At 72.1% G+C, this 21,457-nt stretch carries 18 protein-coding genes; 9 read left to right on the plus strand and 9 right to left on the minus strand.

Annotation, left to right across the window (positions count from 1 at the left end; all coding sequences use genetic code 11):
- Window positions 1–6 precede the first annotated feature (6 nt).
- Window positions 7–1,545 carry an FAD-dependent oxidoreductase gene (locus tag OHS82_RS06085; RefSeq protein ID WP_057577569.1) on the minus strand — a complete coding sequence of 513 codons (1,539 nt, stop codon included), beginning with the start codon at window positions 1,543–1,545 and terminating at the stop codon, window positions 7–9.
- 101 nt (window positions 1,546–1,646) lie between these two features.
- Window positions 1,647–2,225, minus strand: coding sequence for a hypothetical protein (locus OHS82_RS06090; protein WP_328433434.1), 579 nt, complete (start codon window positions 2,223–2,225; stop codon window positions 1,647–1,649).
- 199 nt (window positions 2,226–2,424) lie between these two features.
- Here OHS82_RS06090 and OHS82_RS06095 point away from each other — a divergent pair, with 199 nt between their 5' ends.
- Together OHS82_RS06095 and OHS82_RS06100 are read left to right on the plus strand one after the other, a co-directional pair.
- Window positions 2,425–3,282 (plus strand): AAA family ATPase, encoded by an 858-nt coding sequence (locus OHS82_RS06095; RefSeq protein ID WP_328433435.1) that lies wholly within the window; start codon window positions 2,425–2,427, stop codon window positions 3,280–3,282.
- Window positions 3,279–4,631, plus strand: a complete 1,353-nt coding sequence (locus tag OHS82_RS06100; protein WP_057577578.1) for a VWA domain-containing protein — start codon at window positions 3,279–3,281, stop codon at window positions 4,629–4,631. The genes OHS82_RS06095 and OHS82_RS06100 overlap by 4 nt, the downstream gene beginning before the upstream one ends.
- 63 nt (window positions 4,632–4,694) lie before the next feature.
- On the opposite strand, the gene OHS82_RS06105 is transcribed toward OHS82_RS06100, so the two are convergent.
- From OHS82_RS06105 to OHS82_RS06115, 3 genes are all read right to left on the minus strand, one after another.
- On the minus strand, window positions 4,695–5,060 hold the full coding sequence (locus OHS82_RS06105) for a cupin domain-containing protein (protein ID WP_057577580.1): 366 nt from the start codon (window positions 5,058–5,060) through the stop codon (window positions 4,695–4,697).
- A 143-nt stretch (window positions 5,061–5,203) separates the two neighbouring features.
- Window positions 5,204–6,181, minus strand: a complete 978-nt coding sequence (locus tag OHS82_RS06110; protein ID WP_057577581.1) for a threo-3-hydroxy-L-aspartate ammonia-lyase — start codon at window positions 6,179–6,181, stop codon at window positions 5,204–5,206.
- A 12-nt stretch (window positions 6,182–6,193) separates the two neighbouring features.
- Entirely contained in the window at window positions 6,194–6,910 is a 717-nt protein-coding gene (locus OHS82_RS06115; RefSeq protein WP_057577583.1) for a helix-turn-helix transcriptional regulator, read from the minus strand.
- A 182-nt stretch (window positions 6,911–7,092) separates the two neighbouring features.
- Here OHS82_RS06115 and OHS82_RS06120 point away from each other — a divergent pair, with 182 nt between their 5' ends.
- A complete protein-coding gene (locus tag OHS82_RS06120; RefSeq protein ID WP_328436033.1) occupies window positions 7,093–7,911 on the plus strand; it encodes an SAM-dependent methyltransferase in 819 nt (272 codons plus the stop codon).
- Between the two features lie 44 nt (window positions 7,912–7,955).
- Here OHS82_RS06120 and OHS82_RS06125 read toward each other — a convergent pair whose 3' ends face one another.
- A complete protein-coding gene (locus OHS82_RS06125; protein ID WP_057577585.1) occupies window positions 7,956–8,870 on the minus strand; it encodes a helix-turn-helix domain-containing protein in 915 nt (304 codons plus the stop codon).
- A 220-nt stretch (window positions 8,871–9,090) separates the two neighbouring features.
- On the minus strand, window positions 9,091–9,321 hold the full coding sequence (locus OHS82_RS06130) for a DUF397 domain-containing protein (protein WP_057577590.1): 231 nt from the start codon (window positions 9,319–9,321) through the stop codon (window positions 9,091–9,093).
- Between the two features lie 129 nt (window positions 9,322–9,450).
- Here OHS82_RS06130 and OHS82_RS06135 point away from each other — a divergent pair, with 129 nt between their 5' ends.
- The 3 genes from OHS82_RS06135 (at window position 9,451) to OHS82_RS06145 (ending at window position 11,493) form a co-directional block, all read left to right on the plus strand.
- Window positions 9,451–9,912, plus strand: coding sequence for an ATP-binding protein (locus tag OHS82_RS06135; protein ID WP_057577593.1), 462 nt, complete (start codon window positions 9,451–9,453; stop codon window positions 9,910–9,912).
- A 29-nt stretch (window positions 9,913–9,941) separates the two neighbouring features.
- Window positions 9,942–10,436, plus strand: a complete 495-nt coding sequence (locus OHS82_RS06140; RefSeq protein ID WP_328433436.1) for a hypothetical protein — start codon at window positions 9,942–9,944, stop codon at window positions 10,434–10,436.
- A gap of 91 nt (window positions 10,437–10,527) precedes the next feature.
- Window positions 10,528–11,493, plus strand: coding sequence for a pirin family protein (locus OHS82_RS06145; protein ID WP_328433437.1), 966 nt, complete (start codon window positions 10,528–10,530; stop codon window positions 11,491–11,493).
- A 255-nt stretch (window positions 11,494–11,748) separates the two neighbouring features.
- Here the strand turns inward: OHS82_RS06145 and OHS82_RS06150 are convergent, their stop codons facing one another.
- Both OHS82_RS06150 and OHS82_RS06155 read right to left on the minus strand, forming a co-directional pair.
- Window positions 11,749–12,663 (minus strand): universal stress protein, encoded by a 915-nt coding sequence (locus OHS82_RS06150; protein ID WP_057577602.1) that lies wholly within the window; start codon window positions 12,661–12,663, stop codon window positions 11,749–11,751.
- Window positions 12,664–13,138: 475 nt separating this feature from the next.
- Window positions 13,139–14,857 (minus strand): GAF domain-containing sensor histidine kinase, encoded by a 1,719-nt coding sequence (locus tag OHS82_RS06155; protein WP_328433438.1) that lies wholly within the window; start codon window positions 14,855–14,857, stop codon window positions 13,139–13,141.
- 228 nt (window positions 14,858–15,085) lie between these two features.
- Here OHS82_RS06155 and ppdK point away from each other — a divergent pair, with 228 nt between their 5' ends.
- The 3 genes from ppdK (at window position 15,086) to adhE (ending at window position 21,310) form a co-directional block, all read left to right on the plus strand.
- Window positions 15,086–17,770: a pyruvate, phosphate dikinase gene (gene ppdK / locus OHS82_RS06160; RefSeq protein ID WP_328433439.1), complete on the plus strand. Its 2,685-nt coding sequence runs from the start codon at window positions 15,086–15,088 to the stop codon at window positions 17,768–17,770.
- Window positions 17,771–17,786: 16 nt separating this feature from the next.
- Window positions 17,787–18,500: a CBS domain-containing protein gene (locus OHS82_RS06165; protein WP_328433440.1), complete on the plus strand. Its 714-nt coding sequence runs from the start codon at window positions 17,787–17,789 to the stop codon at window positions 18,498–18,500.
- 107 nt (window positions 18,501–18,607) lie between these two features.
- Window positions 18,608–21,310, plus strand: coding sequence for a bifunctional acetaldehyde-CoA/alcohol dehydrogenase (gene adhE / locus OHS82_RS06170; RefSeq protein ID WP_328433441.1), 2,703 nt, complete (start codon window positions 18,608–18,610; stop codon window positions 21,308–21,310).
- Window positions 21,311–21,457: the final 147 nt, after the last annotated feature.

Here is a 21,457-nt window from a genome sequence, read left to right on the forward strand (position 1 = left end):
GCCCGTTCAGAGGTCGCGGGGCTCCAGCGGGTCGACCGCCGGGCCCTGCACGACCGCGCCCCGCACGTCGAACCGCGAGCCGTGGCAGGGACACTCCCAGGCCCGCTCGGCGCGGTTGAAGGCGACGAGGCAGCCCAGATGGGTGCAGCGCGCGGACAGGGCGTGGAGCTGTCCGTCCTCGTCGCGGTGGACGGCGCAGCGCTCGCCGCCGACGCGGACCACCGCGCCGTCGCCCGGTGCGAGGGTCTCGACGGACGGCCCGGAGGGCGAGGGCAGCCGGTCGCCAACGAAGTGCCGGGCCACGTCGGCCTGCTGCTTGAGGAAGGCGGCGCCCTCGCGGACCACGGAGGCCAGCCGGCGGGGGTCGTACAGCTCGTCCCAGGGACTCGTCCCGCCGGTGATCCGCTCGGCCAGCAGACGGCCGGCCATGACGCCCCCGCTCATCCCCCAGCCGCCGAAGCCGGTCGCCACGTAGGCGTGGCGGCTGCCGGGGTGCAGCGGTCCGACCAGCGGGACGGAGTCGGTGGAGTCGTTGTCCTGGGTGGCCCAGCGGTGGGTGAAGGTCAGATCGCCGAAGCGGTCGGTCGCCCAGGCGCACAGGCGGGCGAAGCGCTCTTCGACGTCACCGCCGGAGCCGGGCGTGAAGTGCTCGCCCGTCACGATGAGCAGGCGCCGGCCGTCGTCCGTCGGCGCCGTGCGCACCGAGCGCGTGTTCTGCTCCTGGGTGATGTACATGCCGAGCGGGGCGCCGATGGCGTCGAGCGGCGCGGCCACGACCAGTTCGCGGCGCGGGGAGAGCCGGCTGAAGAGCAGCGCCCGGTCGAAGACCGGGTAGTGGGTGGCGACGACGACGGACCGGGCGCTCACCTCGGTGCCGGACGCCGGCGACCGGGTGGTGAGCACGCAGGGGTCGCCCTCGGTGAGACCGGTGACCCGGGTCTGCTCGTGGATCGTGCCGCCGAGCCGCCGGATGTCGTCGGCGAGGGCGAGGAGGTACTTGCGGGGGTGGAACTGCGCCTGCCCCGTGACCCGGACCGCGCCGGCGACGGGGAACGGCAGGTCCGTGTCGGTCACGTACGCGGCCGGGAGCCCGGCCTCCCGGGCGGCCTCCGCCTCCGCCTTCAGGGCGTCGGTGCGGGAGGCGTCCTCGGCGTAGGTGTAGGCCGCCGTCTCCTCCCAGTCGCAGTCGACGCCGAGCGTGTCGGCGGTCGCGGCGACGTGCCGGACGGCCTCCGACTGCGAGCGGGCGTACAGCGCGGCCGCCTCCGGGCCCCGGGTGCGGCGCAGCCGGTCGTAGACCAGGGTGTGCAGGGCGCTGACCTTGGCCGTCGTGTGCCCGGTGACCCCGGCCGCGATCCGGTCCGCCTCCAGCACGGCGACGGAGCGTCCCCGCCGGGCCAGCTCCCACGCGGTGCTCAGTCCGGCGATGCCCGCGCCGACGACCGCGACGTCCACGGTGAGCGGTCCCTCCGGCGGAGGCAGCGGGGCGCCGGGGGGCGCGGTGTCCAGCCAGTACGACCCGTGGAGCTGCGCATGATCGTCCATGTCGGCCGGGTTCCCACGCCCGGGCAGGTCACACGGACTCCGGCGCCCCGCGACGACGGCCCGGTCCCACGGCGTTCTCGCCGCGCGGCCGGGGCCGTGGGTCAGGACCAGGTCATCGGGCAGCCGTGCCGCAGCGCGTACCGGGCGGCGCGCAGGTACAGGGCCGTGTAGAAGGCCGCCTGAAGGTCGTCGGCCCACGGCCCCGGCCGCGCCATGGCCGCTGTGCTCGCCTCGCCGTCAAGGAACCACCGCGTCAGCTCGAGGTTGCCGCCGGTCTCCGGTATCGCGTCCAGGGGCAGGTCGAGAGCCTGGGCCAGCCGCTCGGCGAGGGCGAGGACCTGCGGTGCCCCGGCGATCAGCGTCTCGTCCGCGTAGGCGCCGCCGATCGGCAGTTCCACCTCCCGGTCGAGGGAGACCGGCACCAGGACGGTCCAGCCGAGGAGCGTCTCCTCCTCGGCCCGGGTGAGGTGCGCCCGGCACAGCGCGGCGAAGCCGTCCATGGACGGGCTCGCCTTCTCCTCGAACCGGCACCGCGCCCGCCCTGCGGATTCCGCCGGCAGGTACGGTGGCAGTCCGCGCCGCCGCAGTTGCTCGTTGAGTCCCGAGGCCGTGTCACCGTGTCCGCCCTCCTCCCGCCCGAACCACTCCCGGCCGTCCACGCTCACCAGATACACACCCATGTCCCGCAACGTACCGCCCGCCACCGACAACGCCCCCGGCGGCGAGGGACGGCACCGCAGGCCTGCGCCGAGGGTCGGGGTGAGTCACGGCGATGAGCGAGCTGCGGGGTGAGGGACGCTGATGACAAATTCGGTGAACAAGCGCTTAGATAGTGGGCGGATCACGCTCCCAGCCCGCGCCGACCGCCGGAGGCCCCCGTTGTTCACGTCCGTCGACGATGTCCGCGACCGGCTCGCCGAGAGCGGGTACCTGGCCTCCCCCGCCGTCGCCACCACCGTCTTCCTGGCCGACCGGCTCGGCAAGCCACTGCTGGTGGAGGGACCGGCCGGGGTCGGCAAGACCGAGCTGGCCAAGGCCGTGGCGCAGGTGGCGGGCGCCCGGCTGGTGCGGCTGCAGTGCTACGAGGGCGTCGACGAGTCCCGCGCGCTGTACGAGTGGAACCACGCCAAGCAGCTGCTGCGCATCAGCGCCGGCCGCGACGAGACCTGGGACGAGGCCCGCACGGACGTCTTCAGCGAGGAGTTCCTGCTCCCCCGCCCGCTGCTGACCGCCATCCGCGGCGACGAGCCGACCGTCCTGCTGATCGACGAGACCGACAAGGCCGACGTCGAGGTGGAGGGACTGCTCCTCGAGGTGCTCAGCGACTTCCAGGTCACCGTTCCGGAACTGGGCACGATCACCGCGACCCGGCGGCCCTTCGTGGTCCTCACCTCCAACGCCAGCCGTGAGCTGTCGGAGGCGCTGCGCCGCCGCTGTCTCTTCCTGCACATCGGGTTCCCGCAGGAGGAGCTGGAGCGGCGGATCGTCCGGCTGAAGGTGCCCGGCATCGACGCGGCGCTGGCCGAGTCCGTGGTCCGGGTGGTGGGCGCGCTGCGCGCGATGGACCTGCGCAAGGCGCCGTCCGTGGCGGAGACGATCGACTGGGCGCGCACGCTCCTCGCGCTCGGCGCCGACGCCCTGGACGAGGACGTCGTCCGTGACAGTCTGGGCGTGATCCTCAAGCACCAGGACGACGTCCTCAAGGCGGGCGCCAAGCTCGACCTGGACGCCGTGTGAGCGCCCGGGTCGCCGACCGGCTGGCCGGCTTCGTCGCCGCGCTGCGCGCCCACGGCGTCCGCGTCGGCACGGGCGAGACCGTGGACGCCGCCGAGGCCGCCGCGGCGCTGGGATTCGTCGACCGGGCACTGCTGCGCGAAGGACTGGCCGCGACGCTGCTGCACTCGGAGGACCAGCGACGGGTGTTCGACACCGTCTTCGACCTGTACTTCCCGCGCGGCGTGGGCGCGCCCGGGGGCGAACCGGGCGACCGCGACGACCTGCGCGAGCGACTGGCCGCCGCACTCGCCGAGGGCGACGACGCGATGCTGGGCCGGCTGGCGATCGAGGCGGTCGACGGGCTGGGCGGGTACGGGAGTTCGCCGGGTGCGGACGGCTGGTCGTCGTACCAGACGCTCGAACGGCTGCGCCCGCAGACGCTGTTGGCGCGGGTGCGGAACGACATGCGTGCGCGGAGCGGCGGTTCCGGCTTCGCCGACCGGCTGCTGGAGGACGAGATCCGGCGCCGCATCGAGGCGTTCCGCGGCCTGGTGGCCGGGGAGGCGCGCCGCCGGGTGGCGGAGCGGCGCGGGCGGGACGAGATCGCCCGCCGGGCGGTGGCCCCGACCGCCGACCGGGTCGACTTCCTGTACGCGGGCCAGGACCGGCTGGCCGAACTGCGGCGGACGGTGCAGCCGTTGGCCCGCAAGCTGGCCACCCGGATGGCCGCGCGCCGCCGCCGGGCCGCCCGGGGTTCCATCGATCTGCGGCGCACGCTGCGCGCCTCGCTCTCGACGGGCGGCGTGCCGATGCGGCCCGTGCTGCGCCGTCGGCGTCCGGTCCGTCCCGAACTGGTGCTGCTGTGCGACGTGTCGGGCTCGGTGACGGGGTTCTCCGACTTCACGATGCTGCTGGTGCAGGCGCTGCACGACCAGTTCTCCAAGGTGCGGGTGTTCGCCTTCGTCAACCGGATCGACGAGGTGACCGGTCTGCTCGAACACGGCGCGGCCGATCCCGGAGGCCTCGGCGCCCGCATCCGGGCCGAGGCACGGCTGACGGGCTATCACGGCAGCAGCGACTACGGCGTCGCCCTGGGCGAGTTCGTGGAGCGGTACGGCGCCGCGGTCGGCCCCCGCACCACGGTCTTCGTGCTCGGCGACGCCCGGACGAACATGGCCGACCCGAACCTGGCCGCGCTGCGCCGGATCGCCGGACAGGCCCGCCATCTGCACTGGCTGAACCCGGAGCCCCGGTCCCTGTGGGGCACGGGCGACTCGGCCGCACCCGAGTACGCCGAGCTGGTCGCGATGCACGAATGCCGCAACGCCCTCCAGCTCGGCGCACTCATCGGCCGGCTGCTTCCCGTCTAGAGCGCCGGGGACCGTGCCGGGTGGGCCCGTGCCGGATGGGTCCGGGCCGGTCCGGGCGGGTCCTCAGGCCTCCTTGGCCTTCCCGTACTCCGTGGCCATCGCCCCGGCGAAGTCGTACACGACGCACTGCTCGTCGCCCACGACCCACGCGTCGTGGCCGGGCGGGACGACGAACACGTCGCCGGGGCCGAGTTCGCTCTCGCCGCCCTCGTCCATGGTGATGTGCATGCGTCCGGAGACCACATAGCCGTTGTGGTGGATCATGCAGGTGTCCGTGCCCATGACGCCCGCCAGCGACTCGGTCCAGCGCCAGCCGGGTTCGAAGGTCGCCCTGGCGAAGTCGAGCCCGGTCATGTGGACGGCCTCGATGTGGCCGCGGGGGAAATCGCGGCGCTCGTCCGGCTTGTCGAGCGTCTTCACTTCCATCATGACGCTCCTCCCTTCCTGCCGCGCTTGACCACGGCCGGGGGCGGTCTCCCCGGCGGACCTGGACGCCACCGGCGGGAGCCGCGCCCCCTACGCCTCCATCGTCCGCCTGTCCACCGGGGGCCGCCATACGGGGTGTGCCGGCCTCAGACGGCGTCGCCGCACAGCTCGGCGAAGCGGCCGGAGTCGACGTTGCCGCCGGAGACGATCACGCCGACGCGCCGGGGGAGGTCGTCGACCCGTCCGGCGAGGAGCGCGGCGAGCGGCGTGGCGCCGCTGGGCTCCACGACGATCTTCAGCCGTTCGAAGGCGAACCGCATGGCGGCCCGGATCTCGTCGTCCGAGACCAGCTCGATCGCGTCGACGAGCCGCCGGTTCACCGAGAAGGTCAGCTCGCCCGGCGTGTGCAGGGCCTGCCCGTCGGCGATGGTGCGCGGCACCGGGATCTCTACCCGGCGGCCCGCTTCCAGGGACCGCTTGGTGTCGTCGCCGGCCTCGGGCTCGACGCCGACCACCCGGATGCCGGGCCGCAGTCCCTTGACCGCGGTCGCGCTGCCGGCGATCAGTCCGCCGCCCCCGACCGGGGCCAGCAGGGCGTCCAGCTCGCCCGCTTCCTCCAGGAGCTCGAGTGCGGCGGTGCCCTGGCCCGCCATGACGTGCGGGTGCTCATAGGGCGGGATCAGCGCCAGGCCGCGGTCGGCGGCCAGGGCCTCGGCGATGGCGACGCGGTCACCGGCATAACGGTCGTAGGTGACGATCTCGGCCCCGTAGCCCTCCGTCGCCGCCCGCTTGGAGCGCGGCGCGTCCTCGGGCATGACGATCACCGCGGTCGTGCCGAGTTCCCGGGCGGCCAGGGCGACGGCCTGGGCGTGGTTGCCGGAGGAGTACGCGGCGATGCCCCGGGCCAGCTGTTCGGGGGCCAGCCGGGAGGCCGCGTTGTAGGCGCCGCGGAACTTGAAGGCGCCGACGCGCTGGAAGTTCTCGCACTTCAGCAGGACCTCGGCGCCGACGATCCGGTCGAGCGTCCGGGAGCGCAGCACGGGGGTGCGGTGTGCGACGCCCTTGAGCCGGGCGGCCGCGTCGCGGACGTCGTCGAAGGTGATCGGCAGGGGCGTGGTCGTCACGAGGGTGCTCCTTCAGGGGGTGTCGTCGGCGCCGTCCGCCCCGGTCGCCGGGGTGGCTCTGGCCTGCGAGAGGTAGGTGTAGGCGGAGGCGCGTGAGATGCCGAGGCGGGCGGCGGTCTGCTCGATCGCGCGGCGCACCGCGAACACGCCGCGTTCGTCCAGGCTCCGGAAGAGGGCCAGCCTGCGTGGCCGGTCGAGGCCGGCCCAGGTCTGGTCCTGGCGCAGCAGATGGGCGTCGAGGAGGGCGTCCACGACGGAGTCGATGTCGTCGCCGAAGGTGGTCGCCGGCGGGTCGGACGGCCCGGTCGTCGTCCCCGCGAGTGCGGCCAGCACCGCGCGCGCCCGGTCCACCTCGGTGACGTCCACGTTGACGCAGAGGGCGCCGAAGACCGCGTCCGTGGAGTCGCGCAGCACCATCGTGGACGACTTCACCAGCTTTCCGGCGCCGGCGCGGGTGACGTAGTTCAGTTCGTCCGCGGCGGCGTCCCCGCGGGCGAGGACCCGCATGCCGATCTCGCTCATGGCGCCGCCGACCGTCCGTCCGGTCACCGCCCCGGCGACGGCGACGACGGACTTCTCCGGCCGCCGGTAGTCGTGCAGCACCACCTCGCACACCGGGCCGAAGGTCGCCGCGATGCCGTCGACGACGGGGACGAGGGCGCGCAGGATCGCGTCCCGTTCCCGTTCCCGCTCCTCTTCCCGCAGGGCCTGCGGATCCTGGGGTTCCATGCAGCGATTAGACCACGAATCCAGCACTTGGACCAGTCGTCCAGTCAGTCCGGGACGGCGGGAGGGGGCAGCCCCCTTCCGGGGACCGTCGACCGAGGGGGTGGTGGCGCCAACTGGCCCTTCCCTAGGATGTGTTGTCGGCCGCGCCGGTCCACGGCACGGCGGGGATCCTGGGGGAAGAGATGCAGCCGGGCAAGCAGCTGTCCACGAAGATCGACGAAACGATCCCGACGGCCGCGCGCATGTACGACCACTATCTGGGCGGCCGGGACAACTACGCGGCCGACCGCTCCGCCTGCGAGGAGTTGGACAAGGTCGTCCCGAGCACGCGTGCCCTCGCGCTGAACAACCGGCGCTTCCTGCAGCGGGCCGTGCGGACCCTGGCGCAGGAGCACGGGATCCGGCAGTTCCTCGACCACGGCTCCGGTCTGCCCACGCAGGACAACGTGCACCAGGTCGCCCAGCGCGTCGACCCGAGCGCACGCGTCGTCTACGTCGACAACGACCCCATGGTCCTCGTGCACGGCCGGGCCCTGCTCGAGCAGGACGAGCGGACCACCGTCATCCACGCCGACCTGCGGGCGACGGAGGCCGTCCTCGACCACGAGGACACCCGGCGGCTGATCGACTTCTCACAGCCGGTCGCCGTGCTGTTCAACTCGGTCTTCCACTGCATCCCCGACAGCGAGGTCGACGGGCCGCAGGCGGTGGTGCGCCGGGTCAGCGAACGCCTCGCGCCCGGCAGCTGCCTGGTGATGTGCCAGCTGGTCAGCGAGGACGCCGAGGTCAGGGCGTTCGTCACCGACTTCATGGACAAGGCCACCCAGGGCCACTGGGGCCGGGTGCGCCAGGAGAAGGACGTGGCCGCGCTCTTCGACGGCCTGGAGATCCTGCACCCCGGACTGGTCGAGGTCTCGGCCTGGCGACCGGACACCGAGGTGGCGCCCCGTCAGCTCACCCAGGAGTGGATCGAGTTCGGCGGCGTCGGCCGACTTGGCTGACACACCCCCGGGGCACGCCTGCCCGTCCGGGAGGCCGCCGCAGGTCAGGGATAGCGCTGCCGCGCGGTCGACTCCAGCAGCGCGACGGACTCGCGCGGGTTCAGCGCCTCGTCGGCCAGCCGGTCCAGGGCGACCCGGTACTCCTCCGTCTCGTCCCGGTCCTCGAGGAAGGTCGCGCTCCTGATCTGCTCCAGATAGACGACGTCGGGCAGGTCGACGCCGGGGAAGCGCAGATAGGTGACCGGTATGGCGGGCGCCGAGGCATGGGTGACGTCCAGCGGCACCACCTGGACGGTGACATGGGGCAGGGCCGCCAGCTCCATCAGGTGGGCGAGCTGCTCCCGCATCACCTCTCGGCTGCCCAGCACCCGCAGCAGCACCGACTCGTCGAGGATCGCCCACACCTGCGGGGCGTCCGGTCGCCGCAGCAGTTCGGTGCGGCGGGTCCGCAGCTCGACCCGGCGCTCCACCTCCCGTGGCGTCGCCGACGGCAGCCCGCGCTCCACGACGGCGCGCGCGTAAGCGGGCGTCTGGAACAGACCCGGCACGTACTGGATCTCGAAGGTGCGGATCGCCGTGGCGGCCTCCTGCAGCCCCACCAGCCGGTCGAACCACTCGGGCATCAGCCGCTTGTCGTACCGCTGCCACCAGCCCGGCTCCCCCGCCTGCCGCAGCAGGCGCAGCAGCACGGAGGCCTCGTGGTCCTCGGTCTCGTACAACGACAGGAGCGCGCGGACGTCCGCCTCGACGGGCGGCCTGCGCCCCTTGCCGGCCTCGATGCGCGACAGCTTCGCCGGGCTGAACCCGAGGGAGCGCGCGGCCTGCTCCTGGGAGAGGCCGGTGTCCTCCCGGATGCCCGCCAGCTGTACGCCGACCAGCATTTTCAGCAAGGTCGGGGCGGGCTCGCCCCGGTTCAGATACGGTTCGAGGCGGGAGACGCGAGGCGACTCGACAGACATCCTGACTCCCCGTGGACCGGCAGACGACAGACCGAAAGTATCGCATCCGAAGCCCTCCAGCCGCACGGGGGAGGGGAATTGAGCCCCTTTCGAGCCCTTCGGAACCGCCGGATTCCCCGGCCGGCCCGTCTCCGGCCGATCGCTTTCCGGCCAGTCCGCCCCGGCCCGGTCGCCCGGGCCCGTGACCCGCGGGGACTCCCCACCGCCCTTCACGCCGCCTTCACGCCAGGTGGTCGAACTCCCCGCCCTTGGCCCCGGCCACGAACGCGGCCACCTCCGCCGGGGTGTACACGAGCGCGGGCCCGTCGGGATCACGGGAGTTGCGCAGCGCGACACCTCCCCCGTCGAGGGCCGCGACCTCGACACAGTTGCCCTCGGCGTTGCTGTGGCTGCTCTTGATCCAGCGCACGCCCAGCGAGCTCGCCCGCACTCCGTTCGGCACCGACGGCATCGCACTCTCCTCACTTGTGCGCGCAATTTCCCGTGAAATTGCACGAGGACATCGTCAGCGTGGATAATAGCCCTGTCGTCAACCGCTCTTCCGGCGCCCCGTTCTGACGTCACCTCAGGGAGATGCACCGTGTCATCACCTGCGCAGTTCCGAACTCTTGAGTCCGTCTCCGTCCGCGACTCGCCCAGAACCGCCGTCCTGCACCTCGCGGGCAGCGGCGAGGGATTCGCCCGGGCACGCGACTTCACCCATCGCACGCTGGACTGCTGGTCCCTGGGCCACTGCGGCGACGACGCGATCACCGTCGTCACCGAACTGGCCGCCAACGCGGTCCTGCACGCGCTCCCCCACGCCGGGACGGACCGGTTCCCCGTGCGGCTCAGACTCACCCTGCGGCGCTCGCACCTGGTGTGCGCCGTCACCGATCCGAGCGACGGTCTGCCCGTCTGCCCCCGGTCCACGGACGACCTCCTCGAGCACGGCCGCGGACTGCACATCGTCGAAGCCCTCTCGGAGCACTGGGGATGGACCCGCCGCTTCCCCGTGGGCAAGACCGTCTGGGCCATGCTGCCGACCCGTCCCCCTCTCTGATCCCCGACGCCCGACCCCTGACTTCTGACATGACTGCCACGAAGAGAACCACCCCGCTCGCAGGCCTGGGACACGTGCCGTGGCCCGACATCAAGGACTCCACCGGCTCCGCCGCGGCCATCCCCTCCCTGCTCATCACGCTGGCCCGGGGCGAGGCCGACAGCGCCGGCCCGGCACTGGGCCAACTACGTCGACGCATCTGCCAGTTCGGATTCGTCGTCGACCAGGCGACGGCGGCCACGGTGCCCTTCCTCTGGGAACTCGTCCGGCTCCCCCAGGTCACCTGCCGCGCGGAGATACTGCGTCTGCTCAAGAGCATCGCCGACGCCCGGCAGTGGGAGACCACCGCCGCCACGTATCCCAAACTGCACCACCACCCCGACGACTACGTGGGGTGGGAGCGCGAGGCCCGGCATGCCGTCCACGCCCAGCGCGACGTGCTGCGCCAACTGCAGCGGGAGCCCGAGCCCGACGCCGAGATGGTGCGGGCCACCACTGAACTCGCCGCCACCCTCGACGGCTGAGGGCCCTGGAGCCGCCGGGGGCATGGCGCGGCGGGCGCCCGTCCGCTGTCCCCGCTGCGCGCCCGCGCACCCGACCGCTAGGTTGGGCCGCATGAGCAACCTTGACCGCTCGCCCGTGCCGAGCGTGTGCGGCGGCCGCGGCTTCGTCGTCGCCGAGCCCGTCCGCGAGCTGCTGAGCCCCCGCCGTGTCCAGCTCGGCGGATCGACGGAGGTACGGCGGCTGCTGCCGAACCTGGGCCGGCGCATGATCGGCGCCTGGGCCTTCGTCGACCACTACGGCCCCGACGACATCGCCGACGAACCCGGCATGCAGGTCCCGCCGCACCCGCACATGGGTCTGCAGACCGTCAGCTGGCTGCACGAGGGCGAGGTGCTGCACCGCGACTCCACGGGCAGCCTCCAGACGGTCCGGCCCCGGGAACTCGGGCTGATGACCTCGGGGCGCGCCATCAGCCACTCCGAGGAGAGCCCGCGCTCACACGCCCGGTATCTGCACGGCGCCCAGCTGTGGGTGGCGCTGCCGGACGCGCACCGGCACACCGACCCCCACTTCGAGCACCACCCCGACCTGCCCGTCGTCACGGCCCCCGGCCTCCACGCCACCGTGCTCCTCGGCGACCTCGACGGCGCCCTCTCACCCGGCACGGCGTACACCCCCCTCGTGGGCGCCGACCTCACGCTCGCCCACGGCGCGGACGTACGGCTGCCGCTCGACCCCGACTTCGAGTACGGCGTGCTGTCGATGTCCGGCGAGGTCCACGTGGACGGCGTCCCGCTGCTCCCCGGTTCCCTGCTCTACCTCGGCTGCGGCCGCACCGAACTGCCGCTGCGCGCGGAGTCCGACGCCGGTCTGATGCTCCTCGGCGGCGAGCCGTTCGAGGAGGAGCTGGTCATGTGGTGGAACTTCGTCGGCCGGTCCCAGGAGGAGATCGTGCAGGCTCGCGAGGACTGGATGAAGGGCACCCGTTTCGGCGAGGTGAAGGGCTACGACGGAGGTCCGCTGCCCGCCCCGGAGCTGCCGCCGGTGCCGCTGAAACCACGCGGAAGAGTGCGCTGACCCGTCTGCTTGAGGCGGCTGGCCAGAGCTCCCCTCGATTGCAGAGTGCGGGTGTCTGTGAGCAGCTCTGGTCGGACGAGCGCTGACCCCTTGCTGACTTTACCGACGAGCCATCAGAAACTCCTTGGGTCTGGCGTCACTACGGGCCAACCTCCGTCGCCCCCGCCGAACGGCTCGGGCAGGGCGGGGAAACCGGGCAGCCGCTCCATCATGCGGGCCACTGATGGACCCGGACGGCGCCGTATCCTCCGCTCGTCAGGCGTGGGGCACGACCGCGACCGGTGCGGAGGCGTGCTGGAGCACGGCATGAGTCACCGGGCCGATGCGGCTGCCGATGGAGGCCTGGCGCTTGCCCCGTCCGACGACGACGAGCGCCGCGTCCCGTGAAGCGTGCACGAGATGACGGCCGGCACCGCCGATGACGGCTTGCGCTGTCACCTCCACGCCGGGGAACTTGTCCTTCCAGAGCCGCAGGAGATCAGTCAGTCCGACCTGTGCCTCCTCCGCCAATTCGGCGTTGAGGCCCGAGTCCAGCACGGCACCGTAGCCGTAGACGGCCGCCGGATTCCAGCCGTGGATCACTCGCAGACCGGCGGCTCGACGCCGGGCGGCCTCGAACGCGAACTCGATGACAACGTCGGCCGGGTCCTCGACGTCCAGCCCGAGAACCACGTCGCGGTACGGAGTGTTCGTCGCCCGCGCACCTGCGGCATCCGGCAGACGCTCATCCTCCGCATGCCCACCGGCTCGCACGAGAACGACGGGGTGCTCGGTACGCGCCACCACGGCCAGCCCGACAGAACCGACCAGGAACCCGGCCACTGCGCCAAGCCTTCTGGATCCCAGGACCAGCAATCCGGCTTCCTCGGTGGCTGCCAGAAGGGCAGGAACAGCCCCCGTCTCCACCTGTTCGGTCGTGACCCGGAGGCCAGGGTGGAGCTCCGTGACCCGAGACCTCGCCTCGCGCAGCAGGTCGGCGGCCCACTCTCGCTGAGCGTCGATCACGACCGACGCAGGATCTCCCACGAAAGACAGGTACGTCGAGCGCAGCGGTTCTCCTGCATGAAGAAGATGCAGGGGCACCTCTCGTTGTGCCGCTTCGCGAGCGGCCCAGTCTGCGGCTGCGAGGCTTTCGGGCGAGCCGTCGAGACCGACGGTGATGGCGGACATGTGCGGACCTCCTTCAGAGATGCCCCGTCAGTCTTCCGAACTGGCCCGGGCGGCAGCAGGGGCCTGAGGTCCCCGTCAGGGGCCCGACCGGCCCCCACCACCGTGCTGGTGGTGGACGACGACGGACGCTCAGGGGGCGTGGTCTGCGGGGCGGGCCCGTCGTCCAAGGAGGCCGTGCTACTGGACTTGGCCGGTCTGCCGCCGGTCTCCCCTGACCGGGTCGTTCGGCCCTGGCGACCGAGGGACCCGCATGATGTGCTGAAGGTGGTGGGAAGGGCGCCCGAGGGAGACGCGAGAAACGGCCGGAAACGGTCGCGCACCGCGTCATCAGGTCGGCGAGGAGCGGGCGGCGTCCTTCCCTCCCCGCCACGCCGTGCCGCTGTGAGGCGCCCCGCGATGTGGCTCCGGGACCGGACGGCGCTGACGCACGGACCTGAGCGCTCGGTCACGAACCACCGGGTCCGCCTTGCCCGTCCTACGCCTTCTGCAACGGCACCCGCCACGTCAGCGTGGTCCCGCCGCCCTCGGGTTTCCCGATCTCCAGTCCGCCGGCCAATTTCTCGGCCCGCTCTGCCATGTTGCGCAGCCCGCTCCGGCGGCCGTCGGCCGGCAAGCCGACGCCGTTGTCGGTGACCGACAGGCGCACCTCGCGGCCGTCCGTGGCCAGGACCACCTCGGCCCGGCTCGCCCGGGCGTGCCGGGCGATGTTGGTCAGTGCCTCGGAGAGCACGGCCACCACGTGGTCGGCGGTCTCCTTCGGTACGTCGGTGTCCAGCAGGCCTTCCATCCGCACGCTCGGGGCGAAGCTCAGGACCGGTGCCGCTTCCCCTACGACACGTACGGCACGGGCCCGCAGACCGGCCTCCGCGGTACCGTCGCGGGTGCGCAACCCGAAGATCGTCGATCTGATGATCTTGATGGTCTCGTCGAGGTCGTCCACCGCGCGCGCCACGCGTTCGGAGGCACCTTCGTGCTCGATGAAACGGCCCGCGCTCTGAAGGGTCATGCCGGTGGCGAACAGCCGCTGGATCGCCAGGTCGTGCAGGTCGCGGGCGATCCGGTCCCGGTCCTCCAGCACGGCGATCTGCTCGGCGTCCTCGCGGCGCTCCGCCAGCTCCATGGCGACGGCGGCCTGCGCGGCGAAGGCCTGCAACGTCTCGGTCTCCGACTCCGAGAACGCAGGCCCTCCAGCCTCTCGTGCCAGCAGCACCACGCCTCGTGCGCCCGCCTCGCCCGTGCCGATCGGCACGGCCACGGCAGGGCCGAGTCCACCGAACCTGGGAGGCTCGAGAGAGATCCGCTCGTCGTGGCCGACATCGGCGCTCGTGACCGGAGCTGCGCCGGCGAAGGCCAGTCCCATGAGGCTCTTGTCCATGGACAGGACGAGCCCTCGGTGCGCCCCGGCATCCATCCCGACGGCGATCTCCACAGCGAGCGACCCGGTGTCCTCCATGGGCAGCGCCACCGCCGCCAGCGCGGACTGGGTGATGTCGCCCGCCCGCTCGGCGATCAGACCGAGGACTTCAGCGCGCTCACCCCCGGACATCAGGCTGTGGGTGATCTCGGCGTTCGCTCGCAGCCAGCGCTCACGCTGCCGGGACTCGGCGTACAACCGGGCGTTGTCGATCGCGACTCCGGCCGCGACGGCGAGGGTCAGCGTGACCGAGACGTCGTCCTCGTCGAACTGGGAGCCGTCCCGTTTCTCGGTCAGGTAGAGGTTGCCGAAAATCTGATCCCGCACGCGGATCGGGACGCCGAGGAAGGTGTTCATCGGCGGGTGGTGGGCCGGGAAGCCGTACGAGGCAGGGTGATCGGAGATCTTCGCCAGGCGCAGCGGCTCCGGGTGGCGGATCAGCTCGCCCAGAATGCCGTGACCTTCAGGGTACGAGCCGATTTCGGCGATCCGGTCCTCGCTGATCCCGACCGTGTGGAAGGCGGACAGGCGCTTTCCGTCCGGTCCGATCACACCGAGCGCCGCGTATTCGGCGTCGACCAGCACTGCGGCCGCCTCCACGATGCTGCGAAGGGCCTGTTCCAGGTCCAGCTCCCGGCCGACCGCCAGCACCGCCTCCAGCAGGCTGTGCACCCGGTCGCGGGTGCCGCGGGCCGCGTCCAGCCGTGCCTGCAGCTCCTCCAGCAGCTCGTCGAGCCGCAGCTGAGGCAGCCGTACGCGGGCTTCCTCGGGGCTTCCCACCGGTGTTCCTCCAGGTCCCCTCAAGCACTCGGACGCCCTCCGGTCCGATCATGTGCCACGTTAGTGCTCGGCCGCAGCGCGCGGTAGCGCATGGGGCCGAGTGCACGGTGTTTCCCGCCTGGGCCGACCGGCCCCGCGGAGGGGACCGACAGCCCCTGCCCCTCTCGTTCCTGCAGTCCGACGCTGGAGCTGTGTCCAGCCCGCAGACCGACGGAGGAGACCGGCGCCATGGTCCGTTACGCGTACGACTTCGCAGAGGGCAGCCGTGACCTGGCCGACCTGCTCGGCGGCAAGGGCGCGAACCTGGCCGAGATGACCCGGCTGGGGCTGCCCGTTCCGCCGGGATTCACGGTGACCACCGAGGCCTGCCGGGTCTTTCTCGCCACTGGCGCCGAGCCGGACGGTCTGGCCCTCGAGATCGCTGAGCGCCTGACCGCGCTGGAGCGGGCCGCCGGACGGCTGCTGGGGCAGCCGGACGACCCCCTGTTGCTGTCCGTCCGCTCCGGGGCCCGGTTCTCCATGCCCGGCATGATGGAGACGATCCTCGACATCGGCCTCGGCGACGACTCCGTCCTCGGCCTGGCGAAGGCGTCCGGGAACGAGCGCTTCGCCTGGGACTCCTACCGAAGGCTCATACAGATGTTCGGCAGCACCGTCATGGGCGTCGACAGCTCACTGTTCGAGAAGGCCCTGTCCGACCTGAAGACGGACCGGGGCGCGGCGAACGATCTGGGCCTGAACGCGGCGGACCTGTCCGGTCTCGTCGAGACGTACAAGACGCTGATCCGTCGCGAGACCGGCGAGGACTTCCCGCAGTCCCCTGACGAGCAGTTGCGCCGCGCGGTCCTCGCCGTCTTCGAGTCCTGGAGGGGCGAGCGCGCCCGCGTGTACCGCCGTCGCGAGCACATCGCCGACGACCTGGGCACCGCGGTCAACGTGCAGACCATGGTCTTCGGCAACCTCGGCCCCGACTCCGGCAGCGGCGTGGCCTTCACTCGCGATCCGGCCACGGGACTGCCCGGCCTCTATGGCGACTACCTGGCCGACGCGCAGGGCGAGGATGTCGTCGCCGGCATCCGCAACGCCGTACCGCTGACGGCCCTGGAGGAGCTGGACCCGGGCTCCTACGGGCAACTCCTCTGTCACCTGCGGACGTTGGAGACCCACTACCGGGATCTGTGCGACGTCGAGTTCACCATCGAGCGCGGCCGACTGTGGATGCTCCAGACCCGGGTGGGCAAGCGCACGGCCGAGGCCGCGTTCGCCATCGCCGCGCAGCTGGCCGACGAGGGGCTGATCTCCCGCGACGAGAGTCTGGCCCGGGTCGGCGGGGACGGGCTCGCGCGGCTGATGTTCCCACGCTTCGACACCTCGGCAGTCGGCGAGCCACTGGCACACGGACTCCCGGCCTCGCCCGGTGCCGCGGTGGGCGCCGCGGTCTTCGACTCGGCCGAGGCCGTCCGTCGGGCCGCCGCGGGCGAGAAGGTCGTCCTCGTACGCCAGGAGACCACCCCCGACGACCTCCCCGGCATGATCGACGCGCAGGCGGTACTCACCAGCCGAGGCGGCAAGACCAGCCACGCGGCCGTGGTCGCCCGAGGCATGGGCAGGGTCTGCGTGTGCGGTGCCGAGGAACTCACCGTGGACACCGGGGCGCGCCGCTTCACCGTGGGGGAGGCCACCGTCGTGGAGGGCACGGTCATCTCCGTCGACGGCTCGGCGGGGACCGTGTACCTGGGTGCGGCTCCCCTGGTCGACTCCGCCGTGATGCGGTACTTCGAGACGGGCGAGCGGTCGGAGGGACTGGTGGACGCCGTGGCCCACGCCATGGAACGGGCGGACGGCGCCCGGCGACTGGAGGTGCGGGCGAACGCAGACACCCCCGAGGACGCCGCCCGCGCCCGGCGGTTCGGCGCGCAGGGCGTCGGGCTGTGCCGCACCGAGCACATGTTCCTCGGCGAGCGCCGCAAGCTGGTCGAGGCGATGATCCTGGCCCGCGACGAGACCGAGCGCGAGGAGGCGCTGAGCGCGCTGCTGCCGCTCCAGCGGCGAGATTTCGTCGGCATTCTGGAGGCGATGGACGGTCTGCCGGTAACCATCCGGCTCATCGACCCGCCCCTGCACGAGTTCCTGCCCGACCGGACCGAACTCGCCGTGCGCATCGCCACCGCTGGGGCTCGGGGCGCCGCGCCCGACCGCCACGACACCGAGCTGCTCGATGCCGTCAACCGTATGCACGAGGAGAACCCGATGCTCGGCCTGCGCGGTGTCCGCCTCGGCCTCGTCGTGCCGGGGCTGGTCGCCATGCAGGTGCGGGCCATCGCCGAGGCGGTCGTGGAACGCACGAGGTCCGGCGGGTCTCCGAAGGCGGAGATCATGGTTCCACTGGTCGGCGCCGTCGAGGAACTGCGCATCGAACGCCAAGAGGTGGAACACGTTCTCGCCGAGGTGTCCGAGGAGGCCGGCATCCCGGTGCGCTGTCCGGTCGGCACGATGATCGAGTTGCCCCGGGCCGCGCTCACGGCCGGCCGGATCGCCGAGGAGGCGGAGTTCTTCTCGTTCGGCACCAACGACCTCACCCAGACCACCTGGGGGTTCTCCCGCGACGACGTCGAGGCGGCGTTCTTCTCCGCTTATCTCGACAAAGGCATCTTCGCCACCTCCCCGTTCGAGACGCTCGACCGCGCGGGCGTGGGCCGTCTGGTCCGGATCGCGGCCGACGAAGGCCGTGCCGCCCGTCCCGACCTGAAGATCGGCGTCTGCGGCGAGCATGGCGGGGATCCAAAATCCATCCACTTCTTCCATACGGCGGGCCTCGACTACGTCTCCTGCTCGCCGTTCCGCGTCCCGGTCGCGCGGCTGGAGGCCGGTCGCGCGGCCCTCCCCGGCACCGGGACGAGCGACACCAGGTGACCAGGAGGTGGTCGGCATGACCCGCATCGTGGGTGAGGTGATGACCCGGGAGGTCGTAGAGGCGCACCGGGGGACGCCGTTCAAGGAACTGGTGCGTCTGCTGAACCGGCACGGCATCAGCGGCCTGCCCGTCGTGGATCACGACGACAAGGTCGTGGGAGTGATCAGCGAGACCGATCTGATCCGGCGCCAGGCGGCCCGGTCCGCGGACGGCTGGGCTCGGCGTCCCCGCATCCCCTGGCGGGGCCGCTCCACGCGGCGTGCCGACGCGGTGGCCGGCGCCACCACGGCGGCGGAGCTGATGACGACGCCCGCGATCACCGTGCATCCGGAACAGCGCATCGGGGACGCGGCCCGGCTGATGGAGAGACACGGCGTGGAACGTCTCCCGGTCGTGGACGAGGCGGACCGGCTGATCGGCATCGCCACCCGCCGGGACCTGCTGCGGGTCTTCCTGCGCACGGACGACGAGATCCGACGGGACGTCCTCGACGAGGTGCTGGACCGAGGCCTGGGCCTGCCGGCCCACAGCGTGGCCGTCTCGGTACGCGACGGCATGGTCACCCTCGAAGGGACCGCGGAGCAGCGTGTCGATGCCGCGCTGGCGATCTGGCTGACGTATCGCATCGACGGGGTGATCGGCGTGGTCAACAGGCTGAACCTCCTTGTCGAAGCGGGGCCGTTCAGCGCTGCGAAGGGACCAACGGGACCTGGGAGGGAGAACCCCTGACGAGAGACGCTGCTGGTGGGAGCGATACCCACGCCTCATCTTGCCGCTCCCTCCCCGTGCCGCCGCCCCCGCGGCGGCACCCTCTCGACGACGGAGGCTCGCCCCCCATGACCCGCCACGACGAACCCGGCGCGACCACCGCCCCCGCCGCCGCGCCGTCCGACACCGCCATCGCGGTGGACCGGCTGGTGACGAACGGGCTCAAGGCACTCGCCGACTACGAGGCGCTCGACCAGGAGCAGGTCGACCACATCGTGAAGAAGGCGTCGGTCGCCGCCCTCGATCAGCACACCGCGCTCGCGATGCTCGCGGTGGAGGAGACCGGTCGCGGCGTCTTCGAGGACAAGGCCGCCAAGAACATGTTCGCCTGCGAGCACGTCACGCACAGCATGGGCCCGATGAAGACGGTCGGCGTCATCGCCCGCGACGACCTCGAGGACATGATCGAGGTGGCCGAGCCCGTGGGAGTGGTGTGCGCGATCACGCCCGTCACCAACCCGACCTCCACCACCGTCTTCAAGGCGCTGATGGCGCTGAAGACCCGCAACCCGGTCGTGTTCGCCTTCCACCCGTCCGCCCAGCGTTGCTCCGCGCAGGCGGCCCGCATCGTGCGCGACGCGGCCGTCGCCGCGGGTGCGCCCGAGCACTGTGTGCAGTGGATCGAGACCCCGTCCGTGGCAGCCACCAACACCCTGATGCGGCACCCGGGCGTCTCCCTGATCCTGGCCACCGGCGGCAACGCCATGGTCAAGGCGGCCTATTCGGCCGGCAAGCCCGCCCTGGGCGTGGGCGCCGGCAACGTGCCGGCCTATGTCCACCGAAGCGCCGAGCTGCGCCGGGCCGTCAACGACCTGGTGCTGTCGAAGGCGTTCGACAACGGCATGATCTGTGCCTCCGAACAGGCCGTCATCCTGGACGCAGAGATCTACGACGCCGCGCTGGCCGAATTCCGCACCCTGCACGCCCACTTGGCCACCGCCGAGGAGAAGGCGAAGCTGGAGGCGTTCCTGTTCCCCGCGAGCCGGGCGGACACCGCGGGCGCGGGCTGCGAACCCAAGGTCAACTCGGCGGCCGTCGGGCAGAGCCCGGCCTGGATCGCGGAGCAGGCGGGCTTCACCGTGCCCGACAGCACCTCGCTCATCCTCGTCGAGACCGGCCGGGTCGGGCCCGACGAGCCACTCACCCGCGAGAAACTCTGCCCGGTCCTCGCCGTCCTGCGCGCCGGCTCCACGGAACGGGGCTTCGACCTGGCCGCCGACATGGTGGCCTTCCACGGGCAGGGCCACAGCGCCGTCATCCACACCGGAGACACGGCACTGGCGGAGGCGTACGGCAAGCGGATGAAGACCGTGCGGGTCATCGTCAACGCCCCGTCCTCACAGGGCGCGATCGGCGGCATCTACAACAGCCTGCTGCCCTCGCTGACGCTGGGGTGCGGTTCCTGGGGCAGCACCTCGGTGTCCAACAACGTCTCCGCCGCCCAGCTGCTGAACGTCAAGCGCGTCACGGCGCGACGCAACAACCTCCAGTGGTTCAAGGTCCCGCCGAAGATCTACTTCGAGCCGCAGTCCATCCGCTACCTCGCCTCGATGCCGGACGTCCACCGCGTCACCGTCGTCACCGACGCGACGATGACCCGCCTCGGCCTCGTCGACCGGGTCGAGCGCGTGCTGCGGCGCCGCCGGGAACCGGTCACCGTCCAGATCATCGACAACGTGGAACCCGAGCCCAGCATCGGCTCCGTCCGGCACGGCGCACGCCTCATGGGCGACTTCCGCCCGGACACCGTCATCGCCCTCGGAGGCGGCTCCCCGATGGACGCGGCCAAGGTGATGTGGCTGTTGTACGAGCAGCAGGCCGAAGGCAAGGACGTCGACTTCGCCGACATGCGGCACAAGTTCTCCGACATCCGCAAACGCGCCTTCCGCTTCCCGACGCTGGGCAGGCTCGCCCGGCTGGTGTGCATCCCGACGACCTCCGGCACCGGCGCGGAGGTGACACCGTTCGCCGTCATCTCCGACCCCGCCACCGGCAAGAAGTACCCGCTGGCCGACTACGCGCTCACGCCCAGCGTGGCCATCGTCGACCCACTGCTCACCACCGCGCTGCCCCACGCGCTGGCCGCCGACAGCGGCTTCGACGCCCTGACCCACGCCGTCGAGGCGTATGTGTCGGTGTATGCCAACGACTTCACCGACGGCCTCGCCCTGCACGCGATCCGGCTGATCTTCGACAACCTCGAAGCCGCCGTGAACGACCGGGCGAACCGGCCCCGGGCCCGGGAGAAGATGCACAACGCCGGCACCCTCGCGGGCATGGCCTTCGGCAACGCCTTCCTCGGCATCGTCCACGCCATGTCCCACACCCTCGGCGCCACCTTCCACATCGCCCACGGCCGCACCAACGCCGTGCTGCTGCCGCACGTCATCCGCTACAACGGCACCGTCCCCACGAAACTCACCGGCTGGCCCAAGTACGAGAACTACCGGGCCCCCGAACGCTTCCAGGACATCGCCCGCACCCTCGGGCTGCCCGCCGCCACCCCGGCCGAGGGCGTCGAGTCGCTCGCCCGCGCGGTGGAGGGACTCCGCGACACCGTGGGCATCGAGCCGACGTTCCAGACCCTCGGCGTCGATGAAAGGACCTTCCTGGACGCCCTCCCCCAGCAGGCCCTCAACGCCTATGAGGACCAGTGCGCGCCCGCCAACCCGAGGATGCCCATGCTCGACGACATGCGGGAACTGATGCGTACGGCCTACTACGGACGTATGCGGCCCCGCCCCGACGTCGAGCCGGCGCAGCAGCCGTAGTCCACGCGCCGCCGCCACTCCCGCCCTGCACTGGCAGCAGCGGTGGCAGGGGTCGCCCGGTCACCGCCGCCCGGCCGTCCGGCCCCGAGCGAGCGGACCCCGCGGGGCCGGTGCGCCCGAGTGGAGGGGACCTTCGGCCCTGCTTCG

Origin of the sequence: Streptomyces sp. NBC_00425, from assembly GCF_036030735.1 — a bacterium.
Lineage (GTDB): Bacteria > Actinomycetota > Actinomycetes > Streptomycetales > Streptomycetaceae > Streptomyces.